Genomic DNA, 18,327 nt, shown 5'->3' with positions numbered 1-18,327 from the left:
AATAAAGTAACGCAATAGAATATTGCTTAAAACCATAACAAAACGTATAATGTTATTAAATATTCTGAATATTGTGAAGGGAATGTTTATTTCGAAATTAAAGGGGGATAAGATATGCTTAAATATGTCTTAAAACGATTAGGGTATATGGTTCTATCGTTATTCATCATTATTACCATTACTTTTTTCTTGATGAAGCTTATGCCAGGTTCACCATTTAACGATGAAAAATTAAATGAAGAACAGAAGCAAATTCTAAATGAAAAGTATGGTTTAAACGATCCAGTACCTGTTCAGTATGCCAGTTATTTGAAGAATGTTGTTACGGGGGACTTTGGTAACTCATTCCAATACGATAACCAACCAGTGTGGGATTTAATAAAACCAAGACTATTACCATCTTTAGAAATGGGATTAACAGCGATGGTAATTGGCGTTATACTAGGTCTTATTTTGGGGGTCATTGCCGCAGTCCGGCAAAACACTTGGGTTGACTATACAGCGACAGTTATTTCAGTTATCGCAGTGTCAGTACCATCATTTGTATTAGCAGTGTTATTACAATATGTGTTTTCTGTAAGATTACAGTGGTTCCCTGTAGCCGGGTGGGAAGGTATTTCTACAGCGGTATTACCATCTTTAGCACTTTCAGCAGCAGTATTAGCAACGGTGGCAAGATACATAAGAGCAGAAATGATAGAAGTATTAAGTTCAGATTATATCTTACTAGCACGTGCGAAAGGTAATTCAACTATGAGAGTATTATTTGGTCATGCGTTAAGAAACGCATTGATTCCAGTAATTACAATTATTGTCCCTATGTTAGCAAGTATATTAACTGGGACTTTGACCATTGAAAATATTTTTGGTGTGCCAGGTTTAGGGGACCAATTCGTAAGATCGATTACCACGAATGACTTCCCAGTTATCATGGCAACAACGATTTTATTCAGTACACTATTTATCGTTTCTATATTCCTTGTAGATATATTATATGGTGTCATTGATCCACGTATACGTGTACAAGGGGGTAAAAAATAATGGCTGATAATAAAAATGAAAAAGTAAACAAAGACTATTCAAATGCAGTTATGACACATACCTCAGAAGCAATCCCAGCATCAGATTTTATTAGAAGCAACAATGATATGGAAAAAGAACCAGAAATCCAAAGAGAAAGTAAAAACTTTTGGCAGGATGCATGGTCACAATTAAAAAGAAATAAATTAGCAGTGGTCGGGATGATTGGTTTAATTATAATTGTCATACTCGCTTTAGTTGGACCTTTATTAAGTTCACATGATTATGCGGAACAGGATGTTGATAGACGTAATCTACCAGCTAAAATACCTGTATTAGATCAAATTCCTTTTTTACCATTTGATGGTGAAGGTGCACAGGGTGTAGATGCTTATAAAGAAGCGAGCGTTAATGAAAATTTCTGGTTTGGGACAGACCAACTCGGTAGAGATTTATGGTCGCGTACATGGCAAGGTGCACAAGTATCATTATTTATTGGTGTTGTCGCTGCATTACTAGATATTTTTATAGGTGTTATTTATGGTGCGATTTCCGGATTCTTTGGTGGACGGCTTGACAACGTCATGCAGCGTATTATTGAAATCGTTGCATCAATACCAACATTGATTGTAGTTATTCTATTCGTGTTAATCTTCGAACCATCCATATGGACTATCATACTAGCGATGGCAATCACTGGATGGATAGGCATGAGTCGTGTAGTACGTGGAGAATTCTTAAAATTAAAAGAGCAAGAATTTGTATTAGCTTCACAGACACTAGGAGCATCTAAGCTCAAACTTATATTTAAACATATCTTACCTAATACTTTAGGCGTTATTGTTGTTACATCCATGTTTACAGTACCGAATGCTATCTTCTTCGAAGCGTTCTTAAGTTTTATTGGTATTGGGGTGCCAGCGCCGGGGACGTCGCTTGGTTCATTAGTGAATGAAGGTAGGGCAATGTTACTGATTCATCCACATGAATTATTTATACCGGCAGTTATTTTAAGTTTATTAATTTTATTTTTCTATCTATTTAGTGATGGATTACGGGATGCATTTGATCCTAAAATGCGTAAATAAAAAAGGGGGCAACATTTATGTCAGAAAGAATATTAGAAGTTAACGATTTGCATGTTTCCTTTGATATTGACGCAGGGGAAGTGCAGGCAGTACGTGGGGTGGATTTCTATCTAGATAAAGGAGAAACGCTTGCAATCGTTGGTGAATCTGGTTCAGGGAAATCAGTGACAACCAAAGCTATTACGAAACTATTCCAAGGTGATTCAGGAAGAATTAAAAAAGGCGCGATCAATTTTTTAGGTGAAGATTTAGCTGAAAAATCAGAAGAAGAATTAATTAAATTACGAGGTAAAGATATTTCTATGATATTTCAAGATCCAATGACTTCGCTCAACCCTACTATGAAAATAGGTAAGCAAGTCATGGAACCTTTGATTAAACACAAACATTACAATAAAGCAAATGCTAAAAAACGAGCATTAGAAATATTAAATTTAGTTGGATTACCCAATGCTGAAAAGCGTTTTAACGCGTACCCACATCAATTCTCAGGTGGACAAAGACAGAGAATTGTTATCGCAACTGCGCTTGCGTGTGAACCAAAGGTTTTAATTGCAGATGAGCCGACAACAGCGCTTGATGTGACAATGCAAGCACAAATATTAGAATTGATGAGAGAATTGCAAAGCAAAATCAGTACTTCGATTATTTTCATTACACACGACTTAGGTGTCGTTGCTAATATAGCAGACAGAGTAGCTGTTATGTATGGTGGACAAATGGTTGAAACAGGGGACGTAGATGAAATATTTTATGATTCTAAACATCCATATACATGGGGATTATTATCATCAATGCCTGATTTGACTACCGGTGTTGAAACAGAATTATTAGCCATTCCAGGCACGCCGCCAGATTTATTACATCCACCGAAGGGTGATGCTTTCGCTGAACGTAGTCAATATGCATTAGATATAGATTTTAAGACACCACCACCATGGTTCAAAGTGTCGGATACACACTTTGTAAAATCATGGTTACTTGACGAACGCGCGCCTTATATTGACCCACCAGAAATGGTGCAAAAACGTTTGCGTAAGATGCCTAATAATTACGATAAACCGCAACAGGTAGAAAGGGTGGCGTTTGATGATGCAAAATAAAGAGATACTCCTGCAAGTAAAAAATGTTAAACAGTATTTTAATGAAGGAAAACGTAACGAAGTACGCGCAATTGAAGATATATCATTTGATATATTTAAAGGGGAAACATTTGGCTTAGTAGGTGAATCGGGTTGTGGTAAATCTACAACCGGTAAAGCAATTATTAAGTTGAATGATATAACAGATGGAGAAATTCTTTACGAAGGGGTGGATATTCAAAAAATAAAAAATCGTAAAGATTCATTAAAATTCAACAAAAAGATGCAAATGATTTTTCAAGATCCATATGCTTCCTTAAACCCAAGATTAAAAGTCATGGATATTGTTGCAGAAGGCATAGATATTCATAAGCTTACAAGTAGCGTAAAAGATCGTAAGAAGAGAGTATATGATTTATTAGAAACAGTAGGACTTAGTAAAGAACATGCTAATCGTTACCCCCATGAATTTTCTGGTGGTCAAAGACAACGTATTGGTATTGCCCGTGCTTTAGCTGTGGAGCCTGAATTTATTATTGCAGATGAGCCTATATCAGCATTAGACGTATCAATTCAAGCCCAAGTTGTCAACTTATTATTGAAATTGCAGCAAGAACACAACATCACTTTTCTATTTATTGCCCATGACCTTTCCATGGTTAAGTATATTTCAGATAGAATCGCAGTTATGCACTTTGGTAAGATTGTTGAATTGGGTTCTGCAGATGAAATATATAACAATCCAATGCATCCATACACTAAATCTTTACTTTCAGCTGTGCCACAACCAGATCCTGAAAGCGAACGTTCACGTAAAAGAACAGTGTACAAAGAAGATATTTCAAACAATGATAAACGTTCATTAAATGAAATACAACCAGGACATTATGTATTTACAACAGATGAAGAAGCAGAGACGTTAAAATCTGAAACACACGCACCATCTGTTTAGGGAAGGGGGATTCATATGAAGAGGATTAAGCTATTGATAGCGCTACTGGCTTTAGCCGTAATTGCTGCGGGATGTAGTAGCGCTGAAGGTATTTATTCAGACAAAGGACAGGTATTTAGAAAAGTTATTCCACAAGACATTTCTTCTTTAGATACAGCCTTAGCAACAGATACGGTATCGTTTGATTTATATAATCAAGTGTATGAAGGATTATATACATTAGATAAAAATGATAAGGCGCAACCAGGCGTTGCTAAAGAGATGCCTAAGAAAAGTAACGGTGGCAAGACGTTAACTATCAATTTACGTAAAGATGCTAAATGGTCTAACGGAGACCCAGTTACGGCACATGATTTTGAATACGCTTGGAAAAGGGTTGTTGACCCAGATACAGCTGCAGAATATGCTTACATAATGTATGATATTAAAAATGCTGAAGACATTAATATGGGAAAAAAAGATATTGATGACTTAGGGGTAACAGCTTTGGACGATCATACGTTGAAGGTTGAATTAACAAAACCAATTCCATATATTAATGAAATGTTTGCTTTTGGGGCGTTTATGCCACAAAATGAAAAAGTTGTGAAAAAGAACGGCGAACAATATGCAACAACTGCAGATAAAACTGTCTTTAATGGCCCTTTTAAAGTTAAAGATTGGAAAGTGGAAGATAAAATACAACTTGTTAAAAATGAAGATTATTGGGATAAAAAGGCAGTTAAACTAGATCGAGTTAACTACAAAGTGTTAAAAGACCAACAAGCAGGCGCTTCTCTTTATGACACAGCATCTGTTGATGATACGACGATTACCGCTGATCAAGTAGATAAATACCAAGATAATCCAGGATTAAAAAAACGTTTATTAGCTAGTACATTCTATATTAAAATGAACCAAGACAATGTGCCTGAATTTAAAAATAAAGATTTGAGATTAGCCATTGCGCAATCTATCAATAAAGAGGGGTATGTGAATTCAGTAAAAAATAATGGTTCAGAAGCGACAGATGGGTTTACTGCTAAATTAACGGCAGACACACCAGATGGTAAAGATTTTGCTGATTCAATTGATTCACCGCTTACTTATAATCCAAAAGCAGCAAAGCAACATTTTGAAAAAGCGAAAAAGGACTTAGGAATTAAAGAATTAACATTTACGATGAATACTGAAGATACACCAGACGCAAAAATTTCAGCAGAATATATTAAAGCGCAAGTAGAAAGTACCTTACCAGGCGTCACTTTGAAGATTAAACAATTACCATTTAAACAACGTTTAAACCAAGAATCATCTGAAACGTTTGAAGCATCACTATCAGGTTGGGGGCCTGATTACCCAGATCCACTGACATTTTTAAATATTATGACAACGGGTAATGCGCAAAATAATACTGCATGGAGCAGTGAAAAATATGACCAACTCGTTAAAGATGCAAATGGTAAGTTATTGAAAAAACCTGAAGAACGGAACGCAGCGATGAAAGAAGCAGAAGAATTATTACTAAATGATGCCCCAGTTGCACCTGTTTATCAAAAAGGAGAAGCACACTTAACGAATCCACAAGTTAAAGGTTTGATTTATCATCAAATCGGTGGGGACACTTCATTAAAAGATGTGGAAATTGATAAGTCAATTGACCGTGAAACAGGTAAAAAGAAATAGACTGTAGATATCATAAAGACACGCAATCTTAAAAAGTGATTGCGTGTCTTTTCATTTAATTACAAGTTATCTTTTACGACCTAATCCCATAGCTTTTTCCATTTTTTTCAATGTTTTAAATGAAGCTTTTTGGGCTTTATCTCTACCATTATCTAAAATTGTATCTAGTTCATCAGAGTTAAAATAATACTCATATTTTTCTTGGAAATTCGTTAAAAAGTCTTTAACAATAGCTGCTAAATCAGCTTTGAATTCACCGTAATTAGAATCTTTATATTTTGTTTGAAGTGTTTCAATTGATGTATCAGTTAAACTTGAATAGATAGATAGTAGATTAGAAATACCTGGTTTATTATCACGATCAAATTTAATGATACCATCTGAATCAGTTACTGCACTTTTAATTTTTTTAGCGCCCACGTTAGGTTCATCTAATAATGAAATGTAATTTTTTTGGTTATCATCACTTTTACTCATTTTTTTAGTTGGATCTTGTAAGCTCATGACACGCCCGCCAACTTTAGGCATTCGTATTTCAGGCTTGATGAGTACATCGTTATAACGAGAATTAAATCGGTCTACTAAGTTTCTAGTTAATTCAATATGTTGTTTTTGGTCATCTCCAACAGGAACGATGTTTGTATTATAAATAACGATATCCGCTGCCATTAACGGTGGATATGTAAGCAATCCAGCAGGTATACCTTCAGTTTGTTTTACTGCTTTATCTTTAAATTGTGTCATACGTTCTAATTCGCCAATAGATGAGATAGTTGTTAACATCCAACTTGCTTGAACGTGCGCTGGGACCTCAGATTGTATAAACAACGTTGATTTTTCCGGATCAATACCTGAAGCTAGATAAATTGCTGCTAACTGTCTTGTTTGTTTACGTAGTTTTAAGCGATCTTGTGGGATCGTAATTGCATGTTGATCCACGATGCAGAAGAAACAATTGTAATCGTCTTGGACTTCACCAAATTGTTTCAACGCACCAATATAGTTACCAAGCGTTGGAATACCGCTGGGTTGGATACCAGAAAATAAAGTTTCCATTTTTTGATGCCTACCTTTTTAATAATTTAATTTTATATACTTTAGTATTAGTATAACAGTATTTCAATCATTTGTAAGTTATGTTAAACTATATACATATCAATATTTCTAACTAAATTGATTGGGAATTACGCCTATTTGAAATTTTTTTTAAAAAATTAGAGAATTCTCATTTAATTTTAATGTTGAAAGGGTATACTTTAATTGTAAGGTTAAGAGAGCTAAAAATCACTTAGAAGATTCTTAATCATATAAATATTGAAATCTAATGAATTCATATTCATGAAAAATAGGAGAGTGAGATGTATGGTAACATTATTTACTTCACCAAGTTGCACATCTTGCCGTAAAGCGAAAGCATGGTTACAAGAACATGACATTCCGTATACGGAGCGTAACATTTTTTCAGAACACTTAACAATTGATGAAATCAAACAAATTTTAAAAATGACTGAAGATGGAACAGACGAAATTATATCTACTCGTTCTAAAACGTACCAAAAATTAAATGTAGATATCGATGCTTTACCACTTCAAGACTTATATTCAATTATTCAAGATAACCCAGGCTTGCTAAGACGCCCGATTATCTTAGATGATAAGCGTTTACAAGTTGGCTATAACGAAGACGAAATTAGACGTTTTTTACCTAGAAAAGTACGTACCTTCCAATTGCAAGAAGCGCAACGTATGGTTGATTAAATTATAAATAGAACGAAGACGGCCATGAAGTAATGTTGACATAATATTACTTTGTGGTTTTGTTGTATTTACCATAACAGATAGCCATATACTTGCGTCAAACAAAGCGATTATTTAATTGTGAATAATTAGTGACATAAGTCAAACAGCACGCTGTATAAAGTGCTGTTTTTTTGGCTTCTAAAAGGGTATATGTTATTATAAGAGACCAAATAGAAAATAGTAAAAATTAATCAAACAAATCAATTGTAATTCTTACTAGGTTCTAATACAATAATGATTACTATTCATCGACTGTAAGGAGTGAGATGATATGAGAATAGAGCGAGTTGACGATACTACAGTTAAGCTATTTATAACGTATAGTGATATAGAGGCTAGAGGTTTCAAGCGCGAAGATTTATGGACTAACCGAAAGCGTGGGGAAGAATTCTTTTGGAACATGATGGAAGAGGTTAACGAAGAAGAAGATTTTGTTGTAGAAGGTCCATTATGGATTCAAGTACATGCTTTTGAAAAAGGCGTTGAAGTCACAATTTCTAAATCTAAAAATGAAGATCTTATCAATATGTCTGAGGAAGATAATGATCAATTAGATCATCAAGTAAATGACTTGTTATCACAAACATTTGACCAAGATGAAAGTTTAGAAGATTTATTTGAACAGCGTCAAGAACAAAAAGAAAATAATCACGACCAAGAGCGTAACAATCGTAAACCACAAAATATACGTACCGTAATAGTTAAATTTAATGATTTAGAGGAAGTAATTGATTACGCTTATCATAACAACCAAAAAACGGATGAATTTGAAGATTTATTATATAGTCTTGATAATGTCTATTATTATGCTGTTCATTTTGATGAAACTGTTGGACAAGATGCAATTAACGATAGTTATAGTCAATTACTTGAGTTCGCATATCCTACTGATAAATCAGAAGTATATTTAAACGATTATGCTAAAATTATTATGAGTCACAACGTTGCGTCACAAGTACGTCGTTATTTTTCTAATACAGCAGAATAATGAGAAATGACATTAAACTAAAATAAGTTCAATTATGAACAAAAATGTATAATTAATTGCTTTGAGAGAAGTCATAGGTTAATTGGTAACAGTTAACTTATGGCTTTTTTATTTAGACTATCCATATATAGGATAAATACTTTAATAATCATGTAATCATGTAGTAATTAGGTCGACTTCTGCGTGTATATAAACGAGGTGAGGAGCCATGTTATATGCAAGGAATAGTCAAAATCAAAATGTTTGGGCTGGGTCTGCTCTAAAAGGAGACCAATACCGCTGTCCATTTTGTAATTGTGAAGTGCTATTAAAAAATGGGCAAATCATCACGCCACATTTCGCGCATTATAAAAGGAATCATTTATACTGTCAAAAAAGCGAAACTCATGAACATTATAATTTGAAATATTGTATTGCTCAGAAATTGAAAAAATTAAATTACAAAGTAAGCATTGAGCCATACATACCTGATAGTTATCAATATCCAGATTTGATTATTGATGATGCAATAGCAATTGAAATCCAATTTTCTAGTGAAGTGGTAGCACATATTGTAAGACGCAGTAGATCGTTGCAAAATATTGGTTATAAAGTGATTTGGATTATCAAAAATGTGAAATATAATATCAAAACATGCGTACTCTATCTATCAAATTATGAACGTAATTTTATAAATAGCCACAATAGATTGCTATTTTCGTGGGACGCTATTCATGATAAGTTTTATGTATATAGGATAGTTTATTTTTTGGGAGGACAGCGATTTATTGCTAAAAGATATCTACTAGAGATTGATGATTTAATCAATTTTATTCAGAGCGCAGAGGCATTTCAATGCCCAACTCAGTCGATTAAATTAACTCGAAAATCAATATATCATTATATTAACCAATGTCGTAAAGCGCGTTCTGTTTTGGAACCTAGCTTAAGTGTTATGTATAACTTACGCTTAACGGATGAATGGGTTAGTCGTTATTTAGGGATAGTTTTTCCGGAACAAATATTTATTAAATCCCATCCAATATATTGGCAATTACAGCTCATGTATTTTTTACGTAATCATACGCTACAAATTGGGGCATTTCAATCTTTACTGAAATTTAATAGGTTTTATAATGAAGATATAGATACAATGCAAATTACGTATAATGTTGTACAGTCTTTTAAGCAATTCTATGGTATCCATGGGTGTTATAGCGTGCAAAATTGACTATTACGTGAGAAAATTATACTAATGAATTTATAGGAGGTTTACTAGATATTATGACACAACAATTAACAAGAGAAGAGCAAGAACGTAAATATCCTGAATACACTTGGGATTTATCTACTATCTTTGAATCCGATGAAGCTTTTGAAAAAGCATTTAAAGAAGTGGAAGATAATATAGGTCAAGAACAACAATTTGTTGGCCATTTAGCAGATAATTCAACTACACTTTACAATGCTTTAGCACTTGAAGATGCATTAGGTTCTAAATTAGAAAAAGTGTATGTTTACGCGCACTTAAAGCAAGATCAAGATACTGCAAATGATAAATATACAGGTTTTGAGTCACGTGCACATCAATTAATCATAAAATTTAGTTCTGCTTGGAGTTTCCTAGTACCTGAAATTTTACAAATCGATGAAGCAACGATTCAATCATTTATTGAAGAAAATGAAGATTTGAAACGCTATCAATTTGATTTGAAATTAATTAATGAAAAAAGACCTCATGTGCTTAGCGCGGATAAAGAAAAATTATTGACTGAGGCACAAGATGCATTATCTACGCCTGATAATGTTTATGGTATGTTTAGCAATGCAGATTTAGAATTTGAAGATGCAATAGATAAAGATGGCCAGCGCCACGCTCTAACGCAAGGTACATTTATCAAATGTTTAGAATCAGATGATCGCGTTTTACGTCAGTCTGCATATGAAAACCTATATAAAGCATATGGTGCATACAATAATACGCTTAGCGCGACTTTAGCTGGAGAAGTTAAGAAAAATGTATTTAACGCAAAAACGCATCATTACAATACTGCAAGAGAAGCAGCTTTAAGCAATAATCACATTCCAGAAACGGTGTATGATAATTTAGTGAAAACAGTTCATAAATACTTACCTTTACTACATCGTTATACTAAGTTACGCAAAGAACTTTTAGGGTTAGAAGATATGAAAATGTATGACCTTTATACGCCTTTAGTTAAAGATGTTAAGTTTGAAATGCCATATGAAGAAGCTAAAGATTGGATGCTAAAAGCATTACAACCAATGGGCGAAGAATATATGAAAGTTGTTGAAGAAGGGCTAAATAATCGTTGGGTAGATGTATTTGAAAATAAAGGGAAACGTTCTGGCGGCTATTCTTCAGGCGCCCATTTAACGAATCCATTTATTTTATTAAATTGGTCAAATACAGTTTCAGACTTATATACTTTAGTTCATGAATTCGGACATTCTGCACATAGTTATTTCAGTCGCCAAAACCAGCCGTCGAACTTAAGTGACTATACTATTTTTGTAGCAGAAGTCGCGTCGACCTGTAACGAAGCTTTATTGAGTGACTATATGGATAAACACCTAGACGATAAACGTAGATTACTGTTATTAAATCAAGAACTTGAACGTTTCCGTGCGACATTATTTAGACAGACAATGTTTGCAGAATTTGAACATAAAATTCACCAAATAGAAGAAGCTGGAGAACCATTAACTGCAAACCGTATGAATGAAGTATATGCGGATTTAAATAGAAAATATTTTGGTGATTCCGTTGAAACGGATGAAAATATTAGTAAAGAGTGGTCAAGAATACCGCACTTCTATATGAATTATTATGTGTATCAATATGCAACCGGATACAGTGCAGCACAGAGCTTAAGTCATCAGATTTTAACAGAAGGTAAACCTGCTGTAGAACGTTATATTAATGAATTCTTGAAAAAAGGAAGCTCAGATTATCCAATTGAAATCTTAAAAAATGCAGGTGTAGATATGACGACACCAGAACCAATTGAACAAGCTTGCCAAGTATTTGAACAAAAATTAGACGCCTTTGAAAAACTAATGAAAGCTTAGTATGAATGTATTCGTTTACAATATGACAAGTTTGTGACAAAGTGGATTTATTTAATTTAAAAGGTTGAAAGGTATATATCAGCGTGTTATATTATATACATGAAATTAATCACATAACAAACATACCCCTTTGTTTGAAGTGAAAAATTTCTCCCATCCCCTTTGTTTAGCGCCGTGTAATCAGACACGGCGTTTTTTTTATACCTATTTTTAAAACTGTTACGTTATGTATAAGATATTGAATAACTATTCAGTTATTTTAGCATCACCAAACTGTATTTAATGTTTAAATAAATAAAGTAAAATAGAAGGGGTTAATGTAGTAAAAAGGAGCATTTGCTTATGCTATATTTAGACTTATTTTAACTGTTTAACTTTGCTTAATCATTGAGATCAGATCACAATAAATATTACATACAAAGAAGCACTGTCCATTTTTGGGCAGTGCTTCTTGTATTGGAACTAGGATATCGTGATTGTAAAATTGAAATGGTATTACATTTTTTGTTTTGAATATAAAATGGGATTCAAACTTTAGATTTCCAAAATTTACCATCAGGAGAGTGTAGTTTCTCTATTTTTTGTTGTAATGCTAATTTTTTCAGTTCTTTATTCAATAATTTTTCAGGCCATTCATAAATAGTCAGTAACTCTTCTTTGGTTACTAATTGTTGTTGTTGAATGTAAGATTCTAAACTTGGTGGAAGTTCTTTTTCAATTGGTGTACCAATAAGTTCATTTATGATATACGTATATATATGATAAGGGTATAAGCCTTCAACTTTTAAACCTTCTTCTTGTATATCTTCATTAAAGAAAACAAGGGACGGGGCTTCTTCAATTTCCATTTCTCGAGCAATATGCAAATCAACTTGTAAGCTTTCCTTTAAAGCACTTTTATGTAAGTCTTCTTTAAAGACTTCATAATCAAGACCTGCGTTACTAATGCAATTATTAACCATCTCTTCGGTGATAATATCACGCTTCGGTATAATCTCATTTTGAACAAGGTGTATAAAGCGTTCTGCTCGTATGCGTCCTTGGAGTTCGGCAGCTTTATAAGCTAAAGCAATATTATCTAGATTTGATGTGCTCTGTGCTTGGCATTTCGTCAATACCCTTAAGGAAGGATTCAAAATGTGTCTGATGCTAATATATTGTTTATATTCGAGACGTAATTTTGAAAGTATTGCTGACAATTTAAAGCATTCTTTACTGAATGGATCGAAAAAGGAATAAATTTCTATCTTACTCAAAGGTGAAAGATTTGCATCTTCACGACTATTAGCATTTATTAATTTTAATTCTTCAGCCATGTTTTTTTCACCTACAATTAATTTTCGGAATTAACCATGTGATTCGCTGTTAAACGTAATCGTTCATATAAATAATCCCCGACGCCCGCAGGAAAATGTGCTTGTTGAATTGCTTCGTACATATTTTCAAGCCATGCGTCACGTTCATCAGTTGTTATTACAAATTCTAAATGTCGTTTTTTTAACATTGGATGACCATGTTCTTCTGTGTATAGTTGCGGACCACCTAAAAATTGAGTTAAGAATTGCTTTTGTTTTCTACTTGTTTCTTCAAAATCCCCAGGAAACAAATGATTAATTCTATCATCACGTTCAACCATATAATAAAAATGGTCAATCATTTTAAATAAGGCATCTTGTCCAATAACCTCGTAAGGTGTTTGCGTCATAATATCACCATATTCTGCTAATATAATACTAATATAACATGAATTTTTACATTTGGAAGTAATTCGACTTCTTAATATTGTGCGCAACTAGTTGTTGCTTAATTTATATTTACGATTGAAAAATCTTTGAACTTTATTGTTTGGCATTTCATGTTTTATATTAAATTGATTAAGAATAGATTTGAATTGAATTAACCCTTCATTATAATCATCTACTTCATATTCAAGTTCAAAATCCTCAAAACCAAGATAACGATTTTTATCTAAGACAAGCAAATTGCCATCGATTTCCTTTTCGATGCGTTCAGTGGTTAAATCACCTAAAATGATTAATGAATCAATATCTATACCCATATTTAAAAGTTGATCTAATATATCTTCAGGTAAATCTTGACTTTCAATTTGTTTATTTAGTTTAGGCTCAATATTGGTTTCAAAGTTGTATTCTAGTAAACCAATTTCTGCAGGTACTTTTAAAGTCATTTCATAGGCATTGTTTTTAACTCTGATTCTCAATGCGGATTGATGTGATTTTAAATCGAAGTTTAATGTATCGATGTAATAATTGGTTTGGCTAAATGCTTTTTCATCTAAAAAATATTTGTCATAAATGTCCTGATAGTTTGCTTTAGATAGTAGTTGCTTAAATTCGATTTCGTTGTTCGTTGACACAATACACACTCCTTAAATATTTATGATAATTCATTTTAAAGGACTTGTAAGTTAATTTAAATTGAATTGCATCGCTAGGTGGAAATGATTATATTATATTAAAGTATATTGATGACATTATAATAGACATGTAACGTGTTATGTACGGGATAATTATGTTAAAATGATGAAGAATAAGGAGGAACAAGCATGCGTATTTATGTGAATGAAATTAAAGTAACAAAAGATAGTTTAAATTGTTATACAGAACAATCTACGGAAGGTTTACAAGAAGCAGGACAAATGCTTGTTGACAGTGATAATTATAGTTTTGCATATATCTTAGATGATGGCCAATCCTATTCCTATTTAATATTTGTTCAAGAAACATGGTCAATGTTACATGAAAATAAAAACAAGAAAATAATAATTAATGATCATTTAGAATTAAAACAATTCGGAAGAGAACTTAATTACATATTAGATAATATTCAAGGTAATTCAAACTATGGTAAGGCGTTTGTTTCTGTTGTGGAAGATACTTTCGAATTAGAGTGAAGCGGAGTGAAGCACAATGAATCAATGGGATCAGTTTTTATCTCCATATAGACAAGCAGTTGATGAATTAAAAGTTAAACTAAAAGGCCTAAGAAAGCAATACGATGTAGAAGATAATGCTTCACCGATTGAATTCGTAACAGGCCGCGTTAAGCCAATGACAAGTATTATTGATAAAGCGAATAAAAGACAAATTTCATTTGACCGTTTGCACGAAGAAATGTATGATATTGCAGGTCTGAGATTAATGTGTCAATTTGTAGATGATATTGATATTGTTGTTAATCTTTTGAGACAACGTCAAGATTTTAAAGTGGTAGAAGAGCGTGACTATATTAGTAACACGAAACAAAGTGGTTACCGTTCATATCATGTCATAATTGAATATCCAATCGAAACACTTAATGGCGAAAAATCAATTTTAGCTGAAATACAAATCAGAACATTAGCAATGAACTTTTGGGCAACGATTGAACACACCTTACGTTATAAATATGATGGAGATTATCCTCCAGAAATTCAGCACCGATTAGAACGAGCGGCTGAAGCGGCATTTTTACTTGATGAAGAAATGTCAGAAATTAAAGAAGAAATACAAGAAGCACAAAAATATTATTCTAAAAAACGCGCTAAAAAACATAATAATGATTAGGGGGTGTAATCATGCGATATACGATTTTGTCTAAAGGTGATTCCAAGTCTAACGCTTTAAAGCATAAGATGATTAATCATATGAAAGACTTTAAAATGATTGAAGACGCCGAAAATCCTGAAATTGTCATTTCCGTTGGTGGGGACGGTACATTATTACAAGCATTCCACCAATATAGCCATATGCTATCTCGGTGTGCTTTCGTTGGTGTACATACAGGTCATTTAGGATTTTACGCTGATTGGTTGCCACATGAAGTTGAAAAATTAATTATTGAAATTAATAATTCGGAATTCCAAGTGATAGAATATCCACTATTAGAAATTATTGTACGATACAATAACAATGGGTATGAAACAAGATACTTAGCATTAAATGAAGCAACGATGAAAACAGAGAATGGTTCAACGTTAGTTGTTGATGTCAATATTAGAGGTAATCAATTCGAACGCTTTAGAGGAGATGGACTTTGTGTTTCAACGCCATCAGGTTCAACTGCTTACAACAAGGCTTTAGGGGGCGCTTTGATACATCCATCTTTAGAAGCAATGCAAATTGCTGAAATAGCGTCTATTAACAATAGAGTTTTCAGAACAGTTGGTTCGCCTTTAGTGTTACCGAAGCATCACACATGTCTTATTACACCTGTAAATCATGATACAATTTTAACAACAATCGATCATGTCAGTATAAAACATAAAAATGTTAATGCAATTCAATTTAGAGTAGCGAATGAAAAAATTAGATTCGCTAGATTTAGACCATTTCCATTTTGGAAAAGAGTGCACGATTCGTTTATTTCCAGTGGGGACGACGAGTAATGCAATTCACTTATATTATTGGAAGCACGTGTATGTTAAAAACTTTTTTACAAGAACGTCAGTATTCCAAGAACACAATTAGCGCCATTAAACATAATGGCGCTTTAATAGTTAATGGGCAACCAGAAACCGTTCGAAAACAACTAGAAATAGGAGATATATTAAATGTACAATTAGGTCAAGAAACAGCAAGTTCTAATTTACACCCATTTAATCAACCTTTAAATATTTTATATGAAGATGATTACTTATTAATTGTATCTAAAGAAGCCAATCAAAATTGTGCGCCATCACGAGACCATAAACATTTTAGTTTAGTTGAACAAGCGCTAGGCTATTTTAAAGACACAAACCAATGGTTGGTCCCACATATTGTGACTAGAATTGACCGAAATACCTCAGGAATTGTGATCTTAGCAAAACACGGTTTTCTACATCATCTGATGTCTAAAACAGTAATAGATAAAACCTATTTATGTATATGTTATGGAAAAATAAGGAGTCAAGGCCTGATAGATGCGCCAATCGGTAGAGATCCTTCTAGTATTATTCAGCGACGCGTAGATATTGCTGGAAAACAAGCAAAAACAAAATATAAATGCTTACAATATGAAAATCATTCTAGTTTGTGCGAGATAACGTTACTAACGGGTAGAACACACCAAATACGTGTACATCTCCAACATATAGGGCACCCCATTGTAGGCGATGATTTATATGGTGGAACACATCCGATATATAAACATCAATTATTACGATGCAGTAAAGTGTCCTTTATACACCCAATTTACAACGAAACATTTGAAATTCAAGATAAATATGACGCAATAGAAAATATATTTAAAATGATATAATTTGACTAACCATGGAGGTGGGACTTTTGGCAAATGAAAAAGATCAAATCGTTTTAGAAGATGAACAAGTATATGATCAAGCAATGTTGGATAACTTGCTACATGAAAATCATATAGATGCGTTTAGAGAAGAATTCTTAGCGATGCACACATATGAACAAAGTGAATACTTTGAAGATAGCGACGAAGAGATTAGACAAAAAATATTTGAAGTATTGTCCCCTGAAGAAGTAGCAGATTTCTTCGAACAATTAGAAATTGATGAAGAAGATTATGAAGAGCTCTTTGATACCATGGATGCTACATATGCTAGTAAAGTGTTAGAGGACATGTCATACGATAATGCAGTTGACATTATGAACCAATTGTCTAAACAGAAAATAGTAAGCTTATTAACACTCATGAACCGTGATGAAGCTAAAGAAATTAAAGCTTTACTCCATTATGATGAAGACACTGCCGGCGGTATCATGACGACGGAATATATTTCATTAAAGTCAACTATGCCTGTCAAAGAGGCTTTGATGCATGTTAAGGAACAAGCGCCAGATGCAGAAACTATTTATGTCATATTTGCTGTTAATGAACATAAACAATTAGCTGGCGTCTTGTCTTTAAGAGATTTAATAGTGGCAGAAAATGATGCTTATATTGAAGATATTATGAGCGAACGTGTTATCAGCGCAAACGCAGCTGATGACCAAGAAGACGTAGCTCAAAAAATGCGTGATTATGACTTTATTGCTATGCCAGTTGTCGATTATCAAGATCATTTATTAGGGATTATAACTATTGATGATATTTTAGACGTTATAGATGAAGAAGCTAGTGAAGACTACTCACGTTTAGCAGGGGTTTCAGATGTCGATGCTACCAATGATTCAGTCATTAAAACTGCTAAGAAGCGTCTGCCGTGGCTTATCATTTTAACATTTTTAGGAATGATAACAGCAACGATATTAGGGTCATTTGAAGATACGTTGGCACAAGTTTCATTGTTAGCTGCATTTATTCCGATTATTAGTGGTATGTCTGGTAACTCTGGCACACAATCACTTGCCGTTTCTGTTCGTAATATTTCCACAGGTGAAATAGATGAACAAAGTAATTTTAAAGTGGCATTAAGAGAAGCGGGCAGTGGCTTTTTAAGTGGTTTAGTTTGCGCAATTTTATTATTTATTATTATACTCATCCTTTATGGACAACCTATATTAGCTACAATCGTTGCAAGTAGTTTAACGATTGCCATGACAGTTGGTACATTAGTAGGTTCAATGATACCTTTAGTAATGAATAAATTAAACATTGATCCAGCAGTAGCTAGTGGTCCATTTATAACTACAATTAATGATATTGTGAGTATGCTGATTTACTTTGGATTAGCAACTTCATTCATGTCTTATTTACTTTAGGGGGGTA

Annotated in this window: 18 protein-coding genes; 14 read left to right on the top strand and 4 right to left on the bottom strand. The window is 33.3% G+C overall.

All coding sequences use genetic code 11. The features are described 5' to 3' along the window. Nucleotides 1-114 precede the first annotated feature (114 nt). Genes opp3b through KA900_RS04295 form a run of 5 tightly spaced genes read left to right on the top strand, consistent with a single transcriptional unit; the run spans nt 115 to nt 5,807 of the window. Nucleotides 115-1,041, top strand: coding sequence for an oligopeptide ABC transporter permease (gene opp3b / locus KA900_RS04315; RefSeq protein WP_096810485.1), 927 nt, complete (start codon nt 115-117; stop codon nt 1,039-1,041). Beyond that, nucleotides 1,041-2,108 carry an oligopeptide ABC transporter permease gene (opp3C, locus tag KA900_RS04310; RefSeq protein WP_107644298.1) on the top strand — a complete coding sequence of 356 codons (1,068 nt, stop codon included), beginning with the start codon at nt 1,041-1,043 and terminating at the stop codon, nt 2,106-2,108. The genes opp3b and opp3C overlap by 1 nt, the downstream gene beginning before the upstream one ends. Before the next feature lie 17 nt (nt 2,109-2,125). Then, nucleotides 2,126-3,211 carry an ABC transporter ATP-binding protein gene (locus tag KA900_RS04305; protein WP_119488072.1) on the top strand — a complete coding sequence of 362 codons (1,086 nt, stop codon included), beginning with the start codon at nt 2,126-2,128 and terminating at the stop codon, nt 3,209-3,211. Continuing rightward, nucleotides 3,201-4,142, top strand: a complete 942-nt coding sequence (locus KA900_RS04300; RefSeq protein WP_182478047.1) for an ABC transporter ATP-binding protein — start codon at nt 3,201-3,203, stop codon at nt 4,140-4,142. Before KA900_RS04305 ends, KA900_RS04300 begins: the two co-directional genes overlap by 11 nt. Before the next feature lie 15 nt (nt 4,143-4,157). Beyond that, entirely contained in the window at nt 4,158-5,807 is a 1,650-nt protein-coding gene (locus KA900_RS04295) for a peptide ABC transporter substrate-binding protein (protein WP_115342317.1), read from the top strand. Between the two features lie 66 nt (nt 5,808-5,873). On the opposite strand, the gene trpS is transcribed toward KA900_RS04295, so the two are convergent. Continuing rightward, nucleotides 5,874-6,863, bottom strand: a complete 990-nt coding sequence (trpS, locus tag KA900_RS04290; RefSeq protein ID WP_096810480.1) for a tryptophan--tRNA ligase — start codon at nt 6,861-6,863, stop codon at nt 5,874-5,876. Between the two features lie 306 nt (nt 6,864-7,169). Between trpS and spxA the strand changes: the two genes are divergently transcribed. From spxA to pepF, 4 genes are all read left to right on the top strand, one after another. After that, nucleotides 7,170-7,565 (top strand): transcriptional regulator SpxA, encoded by a 396-nt coding sequence (gene spxA / locus KA900_RS04285; protein ID WP_040030144.1) that lies wholly within the window; start codon nt 7,170-7,172, stop codon nt 7,563-7,565. A gap of 313 nt (nt 7,566-7,878) precedes the next feature. Next, the gene (mecA, locus tag KA900_RS04280) at nt 7,879-8,595 is read left to right on the top strand and encodes an adaptor protein MecA (RefSeq protein ID WP_096810479.1); all 717 of its coding nucleotides are present in this window, start codon (nt 7,879-7,881) and stop codon (nt 8,593-8,595) included. A gap of 208 nt (nt 8,596-8,803) precedes the next feature. Continuing rightward, entirely contained in the window at nt 8,804-9,805 is a 1,002-nt protein-coding gene (locus KA900_RS04275) for a competence protein CoiA (RefSeq protein ID WP_096823896.1), read from the top strand. Nucleotides 9,806-9,858: 53 nt separating this feature from the next. Continuing rightward, on the top strand, nt 9,859-11,667 hold the full coding sequence (gene pepF / locus KA900_RS04270) for an oligoendopeptidase F (RefSeq protein WP_096810476.1): 1,809 nt from the start codon (nt 9,859-9,861) through the stop codon (nt 11,665-11,667). 527 nt (nt 11,668-12,194) lie between these two features. On the opposite strand, the gene yjbH is transcribed toward pepF, so the two are convergent. From yjbH to KA900_RS04255, 3 genes are all read right to left on the bottom strand, one after another. Further along, entirely contained in the window at nt 12,195-12,983 is a 789-nt protein-coding gene (yjbH, locus tag KA900_RS04265; RefSeq protein ID WP_096810475.1) for a protease adaptor protein YjbH, read from the bottom strand. 17 nt (nt 12,984-13,000) lie between these two features. Then, a complete protein-coding gene (locus tag KA900_RS04260) occupies nt 13,001-13,372 on the bottom strand; it encodes a truncated hemoglobin YjbI (protein WP_096810474.1) in 372 nt (123 codons plus the stop codon). 87 nt (nt 13,373-13,459) lie between these two features. Then, nucleotides 13,460-14,044 carry a CYTH domain-containing protein gene (locus KA900_RS04255; RefSeq protein ID WP_096810473.1) on the bottom strand — a complete coding sequence of 195 codons (585 nt, stop codon included), beginning with the start codon at nt 14,042-14,044 and terminating at the stop codon, nt 13,460-13,462. A gap of 189 nt (nt 14,045-14,233) precedes the next feature. Between KA900_RS04255 and KA900_RS04250 the strand changes: the two genes are divergently transcribed. From KA900_RS04250 to mgtE, 5 genes are all read left to right on the top strand, one after another. Continuing rightward, nucleotides 14,234-14,581 (top strand): UPF0738 family protein, encoded by a 348-nt coding sequence (locus KA900_RS04250; RefSeq protein WP_096810472.1) that lies wholly within the window; start codon nt 14,234-14,236, stop codon nt 14,579-14,581. A 16-nt stretch (nt 14,582-14,597) separates the two neighbouring features. Continuing rightward, nucleotides 14,598-15,233 carry a GTP diphosphokinase gene (gene yjbM / locus KA900_RS04245; RefSeq protein WP_096810471.1) on the top strand — a complete coding sequence of 212 codons (636 nt, stop codon included), beginning with the start codon at nt 14,598-14,600 and terminating at the stop codon, nt 15,231-15,233. An 11-nt stretch (nt 15,234-15,244) separates the two neighbouring features. Beyond that, nucleotides 15,245-16,054 (top strand): NAD kinase, encoded by an 810-nt coding sequence (locus KA900_RS04240; protein ID WP_096810470.1) that lies wholly within the window; start codon nt 15,245-15,247, stop codon nt 16,052-16,054. Then, complete coding sequence (locus KA900_RS04235; protein WP_210139322.1) at nt 16,054-16,908, top strand: RluA family pseudouridine synthase; 855 nt, start codon at nt 16,054-16,056, stop codon at nt 16,906-16,908. Before KA900_RS04240 ends, KA900_RS04235 begins: the two co-directional genes overlap by 1 nt. A gap of 83 nt (nt 16,909-16,991) precedes the next feature. Further along, nucleotides 16,992-18,320 carry a magnesium transporter gene (gene mgtE / locus KA900_RS04230; protein WP_369967584.1) on the top strand — a complete coding sequence of 443 codons (1,329 nt, stop codon included), beginning with the start codon at nt 16,992-16,994 and terminating at the stop codon, nt 18,318-18,320. The last annotated feature ends 7 nt before the right edge of the window (nt 18,321-18,327 follow it).

Source organism: Staphylococcus sp. GDY8P120P, from assembly GCF_017892065.1.
Lineage (GTDB): Bacteria > Bacillota > Bacilli > Staphylococcales > Staphylococcaceae > Staphylococcus > Staphylococcus nepalensis.
The sequence above is the reverse complement of the archived record's forward strand: the minus strand, read 5'-3'. Positions and strand labels throughout refer to the sequence as shown.

Coding starts and splice junctions, on each gene's coding strand:
- opp3b (WP_096810485.1), top strand. CDS start 115: ATGCTTAAATATGTCTTAAAACGATTAGGGTATATGGTTCTATCGTTA.
- opp3C (WP_107644298.1), top strand. CDS start 1,041: ATGGCTGATAATAAAAATGAAAAAGTAAACAAAGACTATTCAAATGCA.
- KA900_RS04305 (WP_119488072.1), top strand. CDS start 2,126: ATGTCAGAAAGAATATTAGAAGTTAACGATTTGCATGTTTCCTTTGAT.
- KA900_RS04300 (WP_182478047.1), top strand. CDS start 3,201: ATGCAAAATAAAGAGATACTCCTGCAAGTAAAAAATGTTAAACAGTAT.
- KA900_RS04295 (WP_115342317.1), top strand. CDS start 4,158: ATGAAGAGGATTAAGCTATTGATAGCGCTACTGGCTTTAGCCGTAATT.
- trpS (WP_096810480.1), bottom strand. CDS start 6,863: ATGGAAACTTTATTTTCTGGTATCCAACCCAGCGGTATTCCAACGCTT.
- spxA (WP_040030144.1), top strand. CDS start 7,170: ATGGTAACATTATTTACTTCACCAAGTTGCACATCTTGCCGTAAAGCG.
- mecA (WP_096810479.1), top strand. CDS start 7,879: ATGAGAATAGAGCGAGTTGACGATACTACAGTTAAGCTATTTATAACG.
- KA900_RS04275 (WP_096823896.1), top strand. CDS start 8,804: ATGTTATATGCAAGGAATAGTCAAAATCAAAATGTTTGGGCTGGGTCT.
- pepF (WP_096810476.1), top strand. CDS start 9,859: ATGACACAACAATTAACAAGAGAAGAGCAAGAACGTAAATATCCTGAA.
- yjbH (WP_096810475.1), bottom strand. CDS start 12,983: ATGGCTGAAGAATTAAAATTAATAAATGCTAATAGTCGTGAAGATGCA.
- KA900_RS04260 (WP_096810474.1), bottom strand. CDS start 13,372: ATGACGCAAACACCTTACGAGGTTATTGGACAAGATGCCTTATTTAAA.
- KA900_RS04250 (WP_096810472.1), top strand. CDS start 14,234: ATGCGTATTTATGTGAATGAAATTAAAGTAACAAAAGATAGTTTAAAT.
- yjbM (WP_096810471.1), top strand. CDS start 14,598: ATGAATCAATGGGATCAGTTTTTATCTCCATATAGACAAGCAGTTGAT.
- KA900_RS04240 (WP_096810470.1), top strand. CDS start 15,245: ATGCGATATACGATTTTGTCTAAAGGTGATTCCAAGTCTAACGCTTTA.
- KA900_RS04235 (WP_210139322.1), top strand. CDS start 16,054: ATGCAATTCACTTATATTATTGGAAGCACGTGTATGTTAAAAACTTTT.
- mgtE (WP_369967584.1), top strand. CDS start 16,992: ATGTTGGATAACTTGCTACATGAAAATCATATAGATGCGTTTAGAGAA.